This window comes from Streptomyces sp. NPDC002835, from assembly GCF_053591995.1.
In genome coordinates, this window is sequence record NZ_JBSFUW010000014.1 from 171582 (window position 1) to 186219 (window position 14638).

The 14638-nt window shown below is 73.4% G+C and carries 12 protein-coding genes and 1 pseudogene; 9 read left to right on the forward strand and 4 right to left on the reverse strand.

Annotated features, from left to right (window positions below; translation table 11 throughout):
- Positions 1-165 precede the first annotated feature (165 nt).
- The 4 genes from galE to idi all read left to right on the forward strand — a co-directional run bounded on the left by galE (position 166) and on the right by idi (position 4502).
- Positions 166-1149 (forward strand): UDP-glucose 4-epimerase GalE, encoded by a 984-nt coding sequence (gene galE / locus ACWD01_RS18050; RefSeq protein ID WP_451162846.1) that lies wholly within the window; start codon positions 166-168, stop codon positions 1147-1149.
- Between the two features lie 150 nt (positions 1150-1299).
- Positions 1300-2235, forward strand: coding sequence for a cation diffusion facilitator family transporter (locus ACWD01_RS18055; RefSeq protein ID WP_451162848.1), 936 nt, complete (start codon positions 1300-1302; stop codon positions 2233-2235).
- Positions 2236-2511: 276 nt separating this feature from the next.
- Positions 2512-3756: a GNAT family N-acetyltransferase gene (locus ACWD01_RS18060; RefSeq protein ID WP_451162850.1), complete on the forward strand. Its 1245-nt coding sequence runs from the start codon at positions 2512-2514 to the stop codon at positions 3754-3756.
- Positions 3757-3911: 155 nt separating this feature from the next.
- Entirely contained in the window at positions 3912-4502 is a 591-nt protein-coding gene (gene idi, locus ACWD01_RS18065) for an isopentenyl-diphosphate Delta-isomerase (protein ID WP_451162852.1), read from the forward strand.
- 47 nt (positions 4503-4549) lie between these two features.
- On the opposite strand, the gene ACWD01_RS18070 is transcribed toward idi, so the two are convergent.
- On the reverse strand, positions 4550-5026 hold the full coding sequence (locus tag ACWD01_RS18070; protein ID WP_451162854.1) for an ATP-binding protein: 477 nt from the start codon (positions 5024-5026) through the stop codon (positions 4550-4552).
- Positions 5027-5308: 282 nt separating this feature from the next.
- Here ACWD01_RS18070 and ACWD01_RS18075 point away from each other — a divergent pair, with 282 nt between their 5' ends.
- Complete coding sequence (locus ACWD01_RS18075; RefSeq protein WP_451162856.1) at positions 5309-6079, forward strand: enoyl-CoA hydratase/isomerase family protein; 771 nt, start codon at positions 5309-5311, stop codon at positions 6077-6079.
- Here the strand turns inward: ACWD01_RS18075 and ACWD01_RS18080 are convergent.
- Both ACWD01_RS18080 and ACWD01_RS18085 read right to left on the reverse strand, forming a co-directional pair.
- Positions 6066-6707: a DJ-1/PfpI family protein gene (locus ACWD01_RS18080; RefSeq protein WP_451162859.1), complete on the reverse strand. Its 642-nt coding sequence runs from the start codon at positions 6705-6707 to the stop codon at positions 6066-6068. The genes ACWD01_RS18075 and ACWD01_RS18080 overlap by 14 nt on opposite strands.
- 13 nt (positions 6708-6720) lie before the next feature.
- The gene (locus ACWD01_RS18085; RefSeq protein ID WP_451162861.1) at positions 6721-7689 is read right to left on the reverse strand and encodes a GlxA family transcriptional regulator; all 969 of its coding nucleotides are present in this window, start codon (positions 7687-7689) and stop codon (positions 6721-6723) included.
- Positions 7690-7813: 124 nt separating this feature from the next.
- On the opposite strand from ACWD01_RS18085, the pseudogene ACWD01_RS18090 reads away from it, so the two are divergent.
- The 3 genes and pseudogenes from ACWD01_RS18090 to ACWD01_RS18100 all read left to right on the forward strand — a co-directional run bounded on the left by ACWD01_RS18090 (position 7814) and on the right by ACWD01_RS18100 (position 11769).
- A pseudogene (locus ACWD01_RS18090) lies at positions 7814-8663 on the forward strand (SCO6745 family protein).
- A gap of 412 nt (positions 8664-9075) precedes the next feature.
- Positions 9076-9219: an LPFR motif small protein gene (locus tag ACWD01_RS18095; protein WP_356890806.1), complete on the forward strand. Its 144-nt coding sequence runs from the start codon at positions 9076-9078 to the stop codon at positions 9217-9219.
- Positions 9220-9339: 120 nt separating this feature from the next.
- Positions 9340-11769 (forward strand): Tex family protein, encoded by a 2430-nt coding sequence (locus ACWD01_RS18100; protein WP_451162863.1) that lies wholly within the window; start codon positions 9340-9342, stop codon positions 11767-11769.
- A gap of 48 nt (positions 11770-11817) precedes the next feature.
- Here the strand turns inward: ACWD01_RS18100 and ACWD01_RS18105 are convergent, their stop codons facing one another.
- Positions 11818-13455 carry an ABC-F family ATP-binding cassette domain-containing protein gene (locus tag ACWD01_RS18105; RefSeq protein WP_451162865.1) on the reverse strand — a complete coding sequence of 546 codons (1638 nt, stop codon included), beginning with the start codon at positions 13453-13455 and terminating at the stop codon, positions 11818-11820.
- 127 nt (positions 13456-13582) lie between these two features.
- Between ACWD01_RS18105 and ACWD01_RS18110 the strand changes: the two genes are divergently transcribed.
- Positions 13583-14563 (forward strand): FAD-dependent oxidoreductase, encoded by a 981-nt coding sequence (locus tag ACWD01_RS18110; RefSeq protein WP_451162867.1) that lies wholly within the window; start codon positions 13583-13585, stop codon positions 14561-14563.
- Positions 14564-14638: the final 75 nt, after the last annotated feature.

The window sequence follows — 14638 nt, forward strand, 5'->3', positions numbered from 1 at the left end:
TGAACGGAAGCGGGATTTCACCGGCCGTTCACGCCATGGCGGCCCGCCGGGATCATCATTGTCGATCGGTGCCCCGCCTTCCAAACCGTCCGCCGGAGCGCGGATCCACAGCCCCGCCCGCCGAGTGCCGGGGACCGGGGCCGGACACCCCATAGGGTGACCGTCATGACTTGGCTGATCACAGGTGGAGCGGGATACATCGGGGCGCATGTGGCGCACGCCATGACGGCTGCCGGTGAACAGGTCGTCGTGCTCGACGACCTCTCGTCGGGGATTCCCGGGCGGCTGCCGGCCGGCGTCCCGCTGGTGCGCGGTTCCGTGCTCGATCGCGACGTGGTGGACCGGGTGCTGTCCGGGCACGCCGTCACGGGCGTGGTCCACCTCGCCGCGAAGAAGCAGGTCGGCGAGTCGGTGGAGCAGCCGCTGACGTACTACCGGGAGAACGTGTGCGGCCTCACCACACTGCTGGAGGCCGTGGTCGAAGCGGGCGTGCGGCGCTTCCTGTTCTCGTCGTCGGCCGCCGTGTACGGGGTGCCGGACACGGAGCTGGTCCCCGAGACGGCCGCGTGCGAGCCGATCAACCCGTACGGGGAGACCAAGCTCACCGGTGAGCGCCTGGTGCGGGCGGCGGGGCGGGCGCACGGCCTGTCGACGGCCTGCCTGCGGTACTTCAACGTCGCCGGCGCGGCCGCCCCGGAGCTGTCCGACACGGGGGTGTTCAACATCATCCCGATGTTCTTCGACCGGATCACCCGGGGCGAGGCCCCGCGGATCTTCGGCGCGGACTACCCCACCCCGGACGGGACCTGCATCCGCGACTACATCCATGTCGCCGACCTCGCCGACGCGCACCTCGCGGTGGCGCGGCGGCTCGCCAAGGCGGCGGGCGGCGAGGACCTCACCGTCAACATCGGCCGCGGGATCGGCGTCTCGGTCCGCGAGCTCGCTTCCGTGGTGGCCGAGGTCACCGGCCGCGGCCCGCAGCCGGTGGTCGAGCCGCGCCGGGCGGGCGACCCCGTGAAGGCCGTCGCCTCGGTCGAACGGATCACCGCGGAGCTGGGCTGGAGCGCCTCGTACGGGGTGCGTGAGATGGTCGCCTCCGCCTGGGAGGGCTGGCAGGCCAGACACCCGGAGGCGGCGGCCCACTGATCGCCCAAAGGCTCTGACCTGCATGCATTTATGCAGGTCAGAGCATATGACAACGGTGTTCAGTGCCGTGTTGCCCGATACCCCCCGCCCGTAGTTCACTGGGCTCGACCGAGCGACGGGCCGGACGTATCCGCACGGAAGGGCACCGACATGGGGGCTGGGCACGACCACGGGCACGGCGGCCCGCCACCGACGGGCACCGCCGCCGCGGCCTACCAGGGCCGGCTGCGGATCGCCCTGACGATCACGCTCGGCGTGATGGTGCTGGAGATCGTCGGTGGCGTGCTGGCGGACTCGCTGGCCCTGATCGCGGACGCCGCGCACATGGCGACGGACGCGGTGGGGCTCGCGCTCGCCCTGCTGGCGATCCACTTCGCCAACCGGCCCGCCGGGCTGAACCGCACCTACGGCTTCGCGCGTGCCGAGATCCTCGCGGCGCTCGCCAACTGCCTGCTGCTCCTCGGCGTCGGCGGCTTCCTGCTCTTCGAGGCGGTGGAGCGCTTCATCGAGCCCGCGCAGACCCGGGGCGGTCTGACCGTCGTCTTCGCGCTCGTCGGTCTGGCGGCGAACATGGTGTCGCTGACGCTGCTGATGCGGGGACAGAAGGAGAGCCTCAATGTGCGGGGCGCGTATCTGGAGGTGCTGGCCGACGCGCTCGGCTCGGTGACCGTGCTGGTCTCCGCAGCGGTCATCCTGGCCACCGGCTGGCAGTACGCCGACCCGATCGCCTCCCTCGCCATCGGTCTGATGATCGTGCCGCGCACTGTGCGGCTGCTGCGGGAGACGCTGAACGTGCTGCTGGAGTCGGCCCCCAAGGGCGTCGACATGGGCGAGGTCCGCTCCCACATACTGGCGCTGCCCGGTGTCGAGGACGTGCACGACCTGCACGCCTGGACGATCACGTCCGGGATGCCGGTGCTCTCCGCGCACGTGGTCGTGAGCCAGGACCTGCTGGACTCGGTGGGGCACGAGAAGATGCTGCACGATCTGCAGGGCTGCCTGGGCGAGCACTTCGACGTGGAGCACTGCACTTTCCAGCTCGAGCCCGTCGGTCACGCGGAGCACGAGGCGAAGCTCTGCCATTGATCCAGGCCCGTCACGCGGCGGCCGGGCCGCTGCTAGGGTTCCTGCGCGGGACACGGACGTCCCGCCACCCTTCGGAGCGTATCGAGAGGATGAGGTTGATGACCGTCGCCGTGGAGTCCCCCTGCGCCTGGCGGCGCGGTGGTACCCCCAGCCCTGCGCACACTCGGTCCTTCCTCTTCCTCCGGGCTCCCGTCCGAGCCTGACCCGACCCGGTCCGGTCTCCCCGGTCCTGCGGTCGCGCCGTCGGCGGGAGCCCCCGCGAACAAGGGTTTGACGTTGTCCGACAACGCTTTCCACGACGCTTTCTTCGCCCTGCGCCAGGGTCTGCCGCGGCAGGGCCCCGGTTCCGACGACACCACCGCCCGGCTGCTCGCCATGGCGGGTCCGCTGCCCGCGCGTCCGCGGGTGCTCGACCTGGGCTGCGGGCCCGGCCGCAGCGCCCTGCTGCTCGCCGAACGGGCGGGCGCCCGGGTGACGGCGGTCGATCTGCATGAACCGTTCCTCGACGAGCTGCGGCACAGTGCCGAGGCGCGCGGTCTCGGTGGCGCGATCCGGACCGTACGCGCCGACATGGGCGCGCTCGACCTCCCCGACGGCTCCTTCGACGCGGTGTGGGCGGAGAGTTCCGCGCACAGCATGGACTTCGACACCGCGCTCGAGCGGTGGCGCCGGCTGCTCTCCCCGGGCGGCACCCTGGTCATGACCGAGTGCGAGTGGACGACCGCTCCCTCGGCGGCGGCCCGGGCCTTCTGGGACCGGCACCACCGGCTGCGCACGACCGCGGAGAACTGCGCGGCGGCCGTCGCCGCGGGCTACCGGATCGCCGGGCTGTACCGGCAGCCGTCGAGCGACTGGGACGAGTACCACGGCCCGCTGGCCGAGCGGGCCGACGCCGCCGACGCCGGCGCGCCGGGGACGGCGGAGGCCCTGGCGGCGACCCGGGAGGAGATCGCCGTACGCCGGGAGCACGGCGCCGAGTTCGGCTGCACGGGCTATGTGCTGCGTCCCGCCGACCCCCGCTGGCCGACCCGCCCCGAGACCGCGCAGGACATCCCGGCGGTGCACGCCGTCAACGCCGCCGCGTTCCCCACCCCCGCCGAGGCGGACCTGGTGGACGCGCTGCGCCGGGACGAAGAGGCGTGGCTGCCGGGGCTGTCGTACGTCGCGGAGGCGCCGGACGGGTCGGTGGCCGCGTACGCGCTGCTCACCCGGTGCCGCATCGGCGGCGCGCCGGCGCTGGCCCTCGCGCCGGTGGCGACCGCGCCGCGCCACCAGCGGCAGGGCGCGGGCCGGGCAGTGGTCCGCGCGGTGCTGGACGCGGCACGGGTGCGCGGCGAGGGACCGGTCGTCGTCCTCGGGCACCCGGAGTACTACCCGGCGTTCGGTTTCGAGGTCGCCGCGAAGCACGGGATCAGGACATCTTTCGAGGTACCGGAGGAGGCCCTGATGGTGTTGGCGCCGGACGGCAGCCGGGAGGTGCCGCAGGGCACGATCCGTTATCCGGCCGCCTTCGGCGTCTGACGGCCGTCGGCCCCGCCGCGTACGCGCACGGCGGGGCGGACATGCCAGACGGCCACCGAAGTACGGACAAGCCGCTTTTGTACGGCAGACTGAGCGGAGCCCAGGGCCCTTCCACCGGAAGGCCGCAGGGCCGAGGACCGATGCGAAGGACGGTTATGCCGATCACACCAGCCACCGCGGCGACCAGTGCGTCGAACGGCACATCACCAGCGATCCTGCTCGAGCTGGTCGACGAGGAGGGCAACACCGTCGGCACGGCGGAGAAGCTCGCCGCCCACCAGCCGCCCGGTCAGCTGCACCGCGCGTTCTCGGTGTTCCTCTTCGACGAGCTGGGCCGGCTGCTGCTGCAGCGCCGGGCGCTCGGCAAGTACCACTCCCCCGGCGTCTGGTCGAACTCCTGCTGCGGCCACCCGTACCCGGGTGAGGCCCCGTTCGCGGCGGCGGCCCGGCGGACGTACGAGGAACTGGGCGTGTCGCCCTCGCTGCTCGCCGAGGCGGGCACGGTCCGCTACAACCACCCGGATCCGAGATCGGGGCTGGTCGAGCAGGAGTTCAATCATCTCTTCGTCGGGATGGTGCAGTCCCCGCTGCAACCGGACCCGGACGAGATCGGGGAGACGGCCTTCGTGACGCCGGACGAGCTGACCGAGCTGCACGGCTCCGCGCCGTTCTCCGCCTGGTTCATGACGGTGCTGGACGCGGTCAGGCCCGCGGTAAGGGAGCTGACGGGACCGGCCGGCTGGTAGCCCGTGCGTCCGGCGGCGCCGCGGGCGCAGCGCCGCCGGACGTCGTTTCAGAGGGCCGCCGCGTCGCCCTGGAACTGCGGCACCAGCGGCAGTTCCGCCCAGATGATCTTGCCGCCGCCCGCGGTGTGCTCGACGTCGCAGACACCCCCGGCCTCCCGGGTGATCTCACGGACCAGTAGCAGGCCGCGGCCGCCCGTCTGCGCGGAGTCGGTCTCGAGCGCCTTGGGCCGGTAGGGGTGGTTGTCCTCGACGGAGACCCGCACCCGGTGCGCGCCGATGGCGACCTCCACGGCCACCTCCGGCGAGAGCAGGGCCGCGTGCCGCACGGTGTTGGTGACCAGTTCGGAGACGATCAGCAGCAGGCCCTGCATCACGTCGTCGGCGACGGGCACGCCCTGGCGGGCGAGCAGGTCCCGTACGGCGTGCCGGGCCTGGGGGACGGACACGTCGAGGGCCGGCGCGGTGAACCGCCAGACACCCTCGTACGACAGCGGCCGGGCGGGCACGCTCCCGCGGCTCTCCATAGTCCGGCACCCACCTTCGGCTCGTCCCACTGACCTTCGGGTAACAAGTGTTGGTAGTGCGGTGGTCCGTGCCGCACCCCTGATCGGAAGTGCACGCTTATCGGCTCTATTTGACCGAAGGCGTATGACAGGGTCAGTTGTGTGACTGCTCGAAACCGTCTTCTGCCCGCTTGGTCTGGGCGATCGTTTCAGCACTCTTATTCAGGTTTCACATCGCCCGTGGCCTCCGCGGCCCGCCCCCTCCTTGATCACCCGCCGGCGCGCTGCGGATAGCATCCGCGCATGGAGTCCCCGAAGGCCGGCCCGCCCCGGCTGACGCACACCGTCGCGGACGGCGTCGCCACCGTCGTCATCAGCAACCCCGCCAAGCGCAACGCCATGACCGCCGGGATGTGGCAGGCGCTGCCGGACCTGCTCGAAGGACTCGCGGCCGAACGCACCGTACGGGCGCTGGTGCTGACCGGCGAGGGCGACACGTTCTGCGCGGGCGCGGACATCGCCTCGCTGCGGGAGCCCGGCCAGGACCCGCAGTCGCTGGCGGTACGCGCCGAGGAGGCGCTCGCGGCGTTCCCCAAGCCGACGCTCGCCGTGGTGCGCGGCTACTGCGTGGGCGGCGGAAGCCAGCTCGCGGCGGCCTGCGACCTGCGGTTCGCGGAGCAGGACGCGCTGTTCGGTGTGACACCGGCGAAGCTCGGCATCGTCTACCCGGCCGCCTCGACCCGCCGGCTCACCGCGCTGGTCGGCCCGGCGGCCGCCAAGTACCTGCTGTTCTCCGGCGAGTTGATCACCGCGGAGCGCGCACTGCGGACCGGGCTGGTCGACGAGGTGCTGCCGGCGGACGAACTGGGCCGCCGGGCCGCCGAGTTCACCCGGGTCCTGGTGTCGCGCTCGCAGCTCACGCAGTGCGCGGCCAAGGAGTACGCCGCCGGACGCACCGACCGGGACGCGTACTGGGCCGGGCAGGCACGCGGCAGCGGCGACACCGCGGAGGGGGTCGCCGCCTTCCTGGAGCGGCGCGCGCCGCGCTTCGAATGGACGCCTACCGGAGGATGAAGCGGCTCCCGGCGCGGAACTCCTCCACCACGTCCGCCGGAGCCTTCGCCGGCGAGCCCGCGTCGTAGGGCGGCTGGGGATCGTACTCGGTGAGCAGCTGCACGGCCTGGGCGTGCCGGTCGCCGGCCAGCCTGCCGACCAGCGTGAGCCCCATGTCGATGCCGGACGAGACCCCGGCGGCCGTGACGTACTTGCCGTCGGTGACGACCCGGCGGCCGGTCGGCTCGGCGCCCAGCCGCTTCAGTTCGTCCAGCGCGAGCCAGTGCGAGGTCGCCGCACGGCCCTTCAGCAGTCCGGCGGCGGCGAGCAGCAGCGAGCCGGTGCACACCGACGTGGTCCAGGTGCTGGTCACGTCCACGGCGCGCAGCCACTCCAGCAGCGCCCCGTTGTCCATCTGGGCGTCCTGGCCGGGGCCGCCGGGGACGACGACGATGTCGGGTGCGGTCGTCTCGGCGAAGGTCCTGCCGGCGACGAGCTGGAGTTCGCCGCGGTCGTTCGTCACCGGGCCGGTCCGCTCGGCGACGAAGACGACCTCGGTGTCGGGCAGGCGGCACAGCATTTCGTAGGGGCCGACGGCGTCCAGCGCCGTGAAGCGGTCGAAGAGCAGGATCGCGATCCGGGTGGTCACGTGAGTGTCCCTTCTATGGGGCTTGCGTGGGGCCGCGGAAGCGGCGGCGGTACTCGGCCGGGGCGACGCCGAGGGACTTCATGAACGCCCTGCGCATGGCTTCGGTGGTGCCGTAGCCACTGGCGCGCGAGATCTTCGTGACCCCGTCGGCCGTGTCCTCGAGGAGCCGTCTGGCGTGTTCGAGCCGCACCCGCTCGACATAGCGGCCCGGGGTCGTGCCCGTCTCGGCCTGGAAGGCGCGGGCGAAGTGGCGCGGGGACAGGCCCGCGCGGCCGGCGAGCGACTCGACGGACAGGTCGGCCTCGGGGTGCCTGGTGACCCAGTGCTGCACCTCGCGCAGCGGTTCACGGGAGGCGGTCTGGGCCGCGAGCTGGGCGCTGAACTGGGACTGGTTGCCGGGGCGGCGCAGGAAGACGACGAGATTGCGGGCCACGGCGAGGGCGACGTCCCTGCCCAGGTCCTCCTCCACCAGGGCCAGCGCCAGGTCGATCCCCGCCGTGACGCCGGCGGAGGTGGACACCCGGCCGTCCCGTACGAAGATCGGGTCCGGCTCGACCTCGACGCCCGGATAGGCGGCGGCAAGGTGGTCGCAGACGCGCCAGTGGGTGGTGGCCCGGTGGCCGTCGAGCAGTCCCGCCTCGGCGAGCAGCAGGGCGCCGGTGCAGACGGAGACCAGCCGCCCGGCGTGCGGGGCGTGGTCGCGCAGCCAGTCGATCAGGCGCGGGTCGGGGCGGCGGGTGCCCTCGCCGCCGGGGACGAGGAGCGTGTGCGGGGCGGGCGCGTCCGCGAGACCGCCGTCGGGCACCAGGGTGAGGCCGCTGGAGGTCCGTACCGGCGAGCCGTCGAGCGAGGCGGTGCGGATGCGGTACGCGGACCGGTCGCCGCGGCTGCGGCCGGCTCCCTCGAAGACTTCGATGGGGCCGGTCACATCAAGGCTCTGCACGCCGTCGAAGAGGACGACGAGCAGCGTTCGCTCGGTCATGGCCCTCATCCTTCGCGGACCGGCACATGGCTGCAATGACGAGGACCCCACCTTTCCTGCCATGCCCGGTCGCGAGGAGACCCGGGGCTTCCCGACGTACCGACCAGTCGGTAACGTGCCGGGCATGAGCCCTCTGCACCCGCGCGCGGGACGCCGCTGCCACAACGTCGTCAACCAGCTGCACTCCACCGTCTACTTCTCGCCCGACTTCACCGATGAACTCGGCAGGCTCGGCATCGAGGACCCGAACGCCGCGTACTTCGCGGGTCGCGGCGCCGCGATGGGAGCGGTCGGGGCGGGCGCGGTGGCCGCCGCGTTCTACAACTTCAGCCACGCCCTGATCGCCGAGCACCTGCCGGCCGTGTGGGACACCGCCTCGCCGCGGACGGTGCTCGACGCACGGCTGCGCGCCGCCGACAGCACGCTGCGGCGACTGCTCGGAGACGACACGGTCGCCTCCCCCGACATGGCGGAGGCCGCCGCGCGCGGCCGAGGCATGCACCCGGCACGCCCGCCCGCTGTACGCGGCCCACGCGGACCTGCCCGTACCCGAGGAACCGCACCTGGCGTACTGGCACGCCGCGACGCTGCTGCGCGAGCACCGCGGCGACGGCCATCTCGCGGCGCTGCTGGCGGCCGGGCTCGACCCTCTCGAGGCGCTGGTGAGCCACACCGCGACGGGCAGGGGCATGGCCCCGCGCTGGATCCTCACCACCCGCGGCTGGGACCGGGCCGACTGGGAGGCGGCGCAGGCGCGGCTGCGGGAGCGCGGACTCCTGGACGCGGAGGGCGAGTTGACCGAGGCGGGCACCGCGCTGCGGGCCGAGGTAGAGGAGCACACGGACCGGCTGGACCGCGCGCCGTACGAGCACCTGGGCGCGGACGGCGTCGAGCGCCTCACCGAACTGGGCCGCGGCTTCCTGACAACCGCGGCGGCGGGCGCGTTCCCGCCGGACCTGGTGGGCAAGGGCTGACCCGGGCTTCGCCGGGGTGCGCGCACCGGCCCACCGGCGGGGGCGAAACGGCCGCCCCGGGGCAGGGGGACGCGCAGGGGGCGTGTCCGGGACGTAAGGCGTCGTTAGCTAGGGACCGGCAAGTACGGGAAAGCAGTCCCGGACGTGCCCCCGGAGCGGCACCCGGACGCCAAGCAACCCGAACCGGGCCAGGTCCAGGCGCGTAACCCGGACCCATCGGGCCCCGCCCGGACGCGCGGCACCCGGACGCAGGCAACCCGGACCGGACGCGTACCCCGGACCCACCCGGCCACGCCCGGATACCAACCGACCCGGACCGAGCGCGTACCCCCGCCCCCCTGGCCAGGATGTTTAGGAGAACGTGAGCGGGGCTACCCGACGGGGTCCGATACCCCGCGCAAGGAGGTCCATCGTGCTCCGGTCCATAGCCGACGCTCTCCGTATGGTCGGCTCGGCGATCGCCACCGTCGTGACGCTGCCCTTCCGGCTCCTCGCCCGCCTCTTCGGCGGCGCCTCGCACAGCGCATCACGCGCCGGCGGAACACGGCGCGTCTGAGGCACGCGACACGGACCCGGACCCGCCGGGCCGCGCCCAGGGCGGCGACACGGACCGGGCCACGCCCGAGAGCGTGACCCGGTCCGCCGCCCGCCCAAGGGCACGGCACAATGCTCACTCATGCACAGCGAGCACGAGAAGGCGAGTCGGACAACCGTGACGACGTCCATCGAAGGCAGGATCGCCGAGGAGCTCGGCGTACGCGAGCGGCAGGTGAAGGCGGCCGTCGAGCTGCTCGACGGCGGGTCGACCGTCCCGTTCATCGCGCGCTACCGCAAGGAAGCGACCGAGATGCTCGACGACGCGCAGCTGCGCACGCTCGAGGAACGGCTGCGCTACCTCCGGGAGCTGGAGGAACGGCGGACCGCGATCCTGGACTCGGTGCGCGAGCAGGGCAAGCTCGACGACGAGCTGGCGGCCCGGATCCGGGCCGCCGACACGAAGGCGCGGCTCGAGGACATCTACCTGCCGTTCAAGCCCAAGCGACGCACCAAGGCGCAGATCGCGCGTGAGGCGGGCCTGGAGCCGCTGGCGCAGGGGCTGCTGGCCGACCCGTCGGTCGAACCGCTCGCCGCCGCGGAGGCGTTCGTCGACGCCGAGAAGGGCGTCGCGGACGCGCCCGCCGCGCTGGACGGCGCGCGGGCCATTCTGGCGGAGCGTTTCTCCGAGGACGCGGACCTGATCGGCGAGCTCCGCGAGCGGATGTGGACCCGCGGCCGGCTCACGGCGAAGGTGCGGGACGGCAAGGAGGAGGCGGGCGCGAAGTTCGCCGACTACTTCGACTTCGCCCAGCCCTTCACGGAGATGCCCTCGCACCGCGTCCTCGCGATGCTCCGCGGCGAGAAGGAGGAGGTCCTCGACCTCGTGCTGGAACCGGAGGAGCCGGTGGAGGGCCCCTCCTCGTACGAGGGGATCGTCGCGGCCCGCTTCGGTGTGTCCCAGCAGGGCCGGCCGGGCGACAAGTGGCTGGCCGACACCGTGCGCTGGGCCTGGCGGACGCGGATCCTGGTGCACCTCGGCATCGATCTGCGGCTGCGGCTGCGCACGGCGGCCGAGGACGAGGCGGTACGGGTCTTCGCGGCGAACCTGCGGGACCTGCTGCTCGCCGCCCCGGCAGGCACCCGCGCCACGCTCGGGCTCGACCCCGGTTTCCGTACCGGTGTGAAGGTCGCGGTGGTCGACGCGACCGGCAAGGTCGTGGCGACCGACACGATCTATCCGCACGTCCCCGCCAACAAGTGGGACGCGTCGCTCGCGACACTGGCGCGGCTGGCGAAGGAGCACGCGGTCGAGCTGATCGCGATCGGCAACGGCACGGCCTCCCGTGAGACGGACAAGCTCGCCGGCGATCTCATCACCCGGCACCCGGAGCTGGGCCTGACCAAGGTGATGGTCTCGGAGGCGGGCGCGTCGGTGTACTCGGCCTCCGCGTTCGCCTCGCAGGAGCTGCCCGGCCTGGACGTCTCGCTGCGCGGCGCCGTGTCGATCGCGCGCCGGCTGCAGGACCCGCTCGCCGAACTGGTCAAGATCGACCCGAAGTCCATCGGTGTCGGCCAGTACCAGCACGACCTGTCCGAGCTGAAGCTGTCGCGCTCGCTCGACGCCGTGGTCGAGGACTGTGTGAACGGGGTCGGCGTCGACGTCAACACGGCGTCCGCGCCGCTGCTCTCGCGGGTTTCCGGCATCGGCGCGGGCCTCGCGGAGAACATCGTCACGCACCGCGACGCCAACGGCCCGTTCCGTTCCCGCAGGGCGCTCAAGGACGTGGCGCGCCTCGGCCCGAAGGCGTACGAGCAGTGCGCGGGCTTCCTGCGCATCCGCGGCGGGGACGACCCGCTGGACGCGTCGAGCGTCCACCCGGAGGCGTACCCGGTGGTGCGGCGGATGGTGAAGTCCGGCGGTGGCGAGGTGGCCTCGCTCATCGGCAACACCGCGGTGCTGCGGTCGTTGCGGCCCGCCGATTTCGTGGACGAGACGTTCGGTCTGCCGACCGTGACGGACATCCTGCGCGAGCTGGAGAAGCCGGGGCGCGACCCGCGTCCGGCGTTCCGGACGGCCACCTTCAAGGAGGGCGTCGAGAAGCTCGGCGACCTGGCGCCGGGGATGGTGCTGGAGGGCGTCGTCACGAATGTGGCGGCGTTCGGGGCGTTCGTGGACGTCGGTGTCCACCAGGACGGTCTGGTGCATGTGTCCGCGATGTCGAAGACGTTCGTCAAGGACCCGCGGGACGTGGTCAAGCCGGGCGACGTGGTGAAGGTGAAGGTCGTCGAGGTCGACATCCCGCGCAAGCGAATCTCGCTGACGCTGCGGCTGGACGACGAGGCGACGCCGGCCGCGGCGCCGCAGCGCGAGCGCGGCAGCCGGCCGCCGCAGCAGCGCCAGGGCGGTGGCGGTGGCGGTGGCGGTGGCGGTGGCGGTGGCCGCGAACGCCGGAGTGGTGGCGGCGGTGGCGACCGGCGCGGCGCGGCGCGTCAGGCCCCGGCCCCCTCCAACAGCGCGATGGCGGACGCCCTGCGCAAGGCGGGCCTGGTGGACCCCAAGAACCGCTGACAGCAACATGACTCCTGGGCCGAGGAGCCCCGGCCCGGGAGTCATGTGTCAGAGCTCGGTCACCTTGCCGTCCGCCACCTCGACACGCCGGGTCACCCGGACGGCGTCCAGCATCCGGCGGTCGTGGGTGACCAGCAGCAGCGTGCCCGTGTACGAGTCGAGCGCCGACTCGAGCTGTTCGATGGCGACCAGGTCGAGATGGTTGGTCGGCTCGTCCAGGACGAGCAGATTGACGCCCCGGCCCTGGAGCAGGGCGAGCGCGGCGCGGGTCCGCTCCCCCGGCGAGAGGGTCGTCGCGGGGCGCAGCACATGCTCGGCCTTGAGCCCGAACTTGGCCAGCAGGGTGCGTACTTCGGCCGGTTCGGTGTCGGGGACGGCCGCGCAGAAGGCGTCCAGCAGGGTCTCGTCGCCGTAGAACAGTCGGCGGGCCTGGTCGACCTCGCCGACGACGACACCCGAACCGAGGGCGGCGTGCCCCTCGTCGAGGGGGAGCCGGCCGAGCAGTGCGGCGAGCAGCGTCGACTTGCCCGCGCCGTTGGCGCCGGTGATGGCCACCCGGTCCGCCCAGTCGATCTGCAGCGACGCGGGCCCGAAGCGGAAGCCGCCGCGCCGGACCTCCGCCTCGCGGAGGGTGGCCACCACCGAGCCGGAGCGCGGGGCGGCGGCGATCTCCATCCGCAGCTCCCACTCCTTGCGGGGCTCGTCCACGGCGTCGAGCCGCTCGATCATGCGCTGCGTCTGGCGTGCCTTGGCGGCCTGCTTCTCGCTCGCCTCGCTGCGCAGCTTGCGGCCGATCTTGTCGTTGTCGGTGGCCTTGCGGCGGGCGTTCTTGACGCCCTTGTCCATCCAGTTGCGCTGCATCTGGGCGCGGCCTTCGAGCGCGGCCTTCTTGTCGGCGAACTCGTCGTACTCCTCGCGGGCGTGGCGGCGGGCCCGCTCGCGCTCCTCCAGGTACGCCTGGTAGCCGCCGCCGTAGAGGGTGATCTGCTGCTGCGCGAGGTCCAGTTCGAGGACCTTGGTGACGGTCCGGGTGAGGAACTCGCGGTCGTGGCTGACGACGACCGTGCCGGCGCGCAGGCCCTGGACGAAGCTCTCGAGGCGTTCGAGGCCGTCCAGGTCGAGGTCGTTGGTGGGCTCGTCGAGCAGGAAGACGTCGTAGCGGGACAGCAGCAGCGAGGCGAGCCCGGCGCGGGCGGCCTGGCCGCCGGACAGGGACGTCATCGGCGCGTCGAGGCCGACGGTGAGACCGAGCGAGGCGGCGACCTCCTCGGCGCGTTCGTCCAGGTCGGCGCCGCCGAGGTCCAGCCAGCGCTCCAGGCCGACGGCGTAGGCGTCGTCCGCTCCCGCGACGCCGTCGGCCAGCCCCTGGGCGGCGGTGTCCATGGCGATCTGGGCGGCCGCGACGCCGGTGCGGCGGGCCAGGAAGTCCCGTACGGTCTCCCCCTCGCGGCGCTCCGGCTCCTGCGGGAGATGGCCGACGCTCGCGGTCGGCGGGGAGAGCCGCAGCTCGCCCTGTTCCGGCCGGTCGAGGCCGGCGAGCAGCCGCAGCAGCGTGGACTTGCCCGCGCCGTTGACGCCGACGAGACCGATCACGTCGCCGGGGGCGACGACGAGGTCGAGCCCGGTGAACAGCGAGCGGTCGCCGTGGGCGGCGGCGAGGTCCTTGGCGACGAGGGTTGCAGTCATCAGGGGGTGCATTCTAAGGCTTCCCGGCCGGGCCGGGCCGGGCCGGGCAGGTGGACGGGGCCGGGGCGGCCTGCCGGGGTGGGCGGGCGCTCTTCTGGCCGGGCGGGCCGTCGGCTAGCGTCCCGGCATGAGCGACGACGTACTGGTGCTGGGCGGCGGGGTGGCGGGGCTGACGACCGCCGTGGTGCTGGCGGAGAGCGGCAGGCGGGTGCGGGTCTGGTCCCGGGAGCCGGCCGGGGCGACGACCTCGGCGGTCGCCGGCGGGCTGTGGTGGCCGTACCGCATCGAGCCCGAGACGCTGGTCGGCGACTGGTCGCTGGCGTCGCTGCGGGTGTACGAGGGGCTGGCGGACCGGCCGCGGGAGACGGGCGTACGGCTGGTGCCCGGTGTCCACGCCGGTACGCGCTTCGCGGGGCTCGGGCCCTGGGCCGCCGAGGTGGCCGGGCTGCGCGAGGTGGGCCCCGCGGAGCTGCCGGCGGGATTCGGCTTCGGGCTGTGGGCCCGGATTCCGCTGATCGACATGCCGGTCCACCTCGGGTGGCTGACGCGGCGGCTGGAGGCCGCCGGCGGCCGCGTGGAGGCGCGGGAGGCCGTGTCCCTGCCGCAGGCGGAGGCGGCGAGCGGGGCGGCCGTCGTGGTCAACTGCACGGGACTGGGCGCCAGGGAGCTGGTGCCCGACCCGTCCGTGCGGCCCGTGCGCGGGCAGTTGGTGGTCGTGGAGAACCCGGGGATCGAGGAGTGGTTCACCGCGGTGGACCACGCGTCGAGCGCGACGACGTATCTCATCCCGCAGCCCGGGCGGCTGCTGCTCGGCGGCACGGCGGAGGAGGACGACTGGGACACCGCGCCGCGCGGGGAGACGGCGGACGCGATCGTCGAACGGTGCGCCCGGATCCGGCCCGAGGTCGCCGGGGCGAAGGTCCTCGCGCACCGCGTGGGGCTGCGCCCGGCGCGGGACGCCGGTGTGCGCCTCGGCTCCGGACGCCTGCAGGGCGGGGCGCTGCTGGTCCACAACTACGGGCACGGCGGGGCCGGCATCACGGTGGCCTGGGGGTGCGCCGGGGCGGCGGCCGACCTGATCGGCGGGGTGACGGCCCCGCCGGGGTGACGGCCCGGTGGACCGGGTAGTTGACCAGCCAGAAGGTGACCAGGCCGACGCCCCAGCTGAGCAGCGCCGCGGTGG

Excerpts from the sequence above, each read along its gene's own strand:
- galE (WP_451162846.1), top strand. The coding sequence starts at position 166 with ATGACTTGGCTGATCACAGGTGGAGCGGGATACATCGGGGCGCATGTG.
- ACWD01_RS18055 (WP_451162848.1), top strand. The coding sequence starts at position 1,300 with ATGGGGGCTGGGCACGACCACGGGCACGGCGGCCCGCCACCGACGGGC.
- idi (WP_451162852.1), top strand. The coding sequence starts at position 3,912 with ATGCCGATCACACCAGCCACCGCGGCGACCAGTGCGTCGAACGGCACA.
- ACWD01_RS18070 (WP_451162854.1), bottom strand. The coding sequence starts at position 5,026 with ATGGAGAGCCGCGGGAGCGTGCCCGCCCGGCCGCTGTCGTACGAGGGT.
- ACWD01_RS18075 (WP_451162856.1), top strand. The coding sequence starts at position 5,309 with ATGGAGTCCCCGAAGGCCGGCCCGCCCCGGCTGACGCACACCGTCGCG.
- ACWD01_RS18085 (WP_451162861.1), bottom strand. The coding sequence starts at position 7,689 with ATGACCGAGCGAACGCTGCTCGTCGTCCTCTTCGACGGCGTGCAGAGC.
- ACWD01_RS18100 (WP_451162863.1), top strand. The coding sequence starts at position 9,340 with ATGCACAGCGAGCACGAGAAGGCGAGTCGGACAACCGTGACGACGTCC.
- ACWD01_RS18105 (WP_451162865.1), bottom strand. The coding sequence starts at position 13,455 with ATGACTGCAACCCTCGTCGCCAAGGACCTCGCCGCCGCCCACGGCGAC.
- ACWD01_RS18110 (WP_451162867.1), top strand. The coding sequence starts at position 13,583 with ATGAGCGACGACGTACTGGTGCTGGGCGGCGGGGTGGCGGGGCTGACG.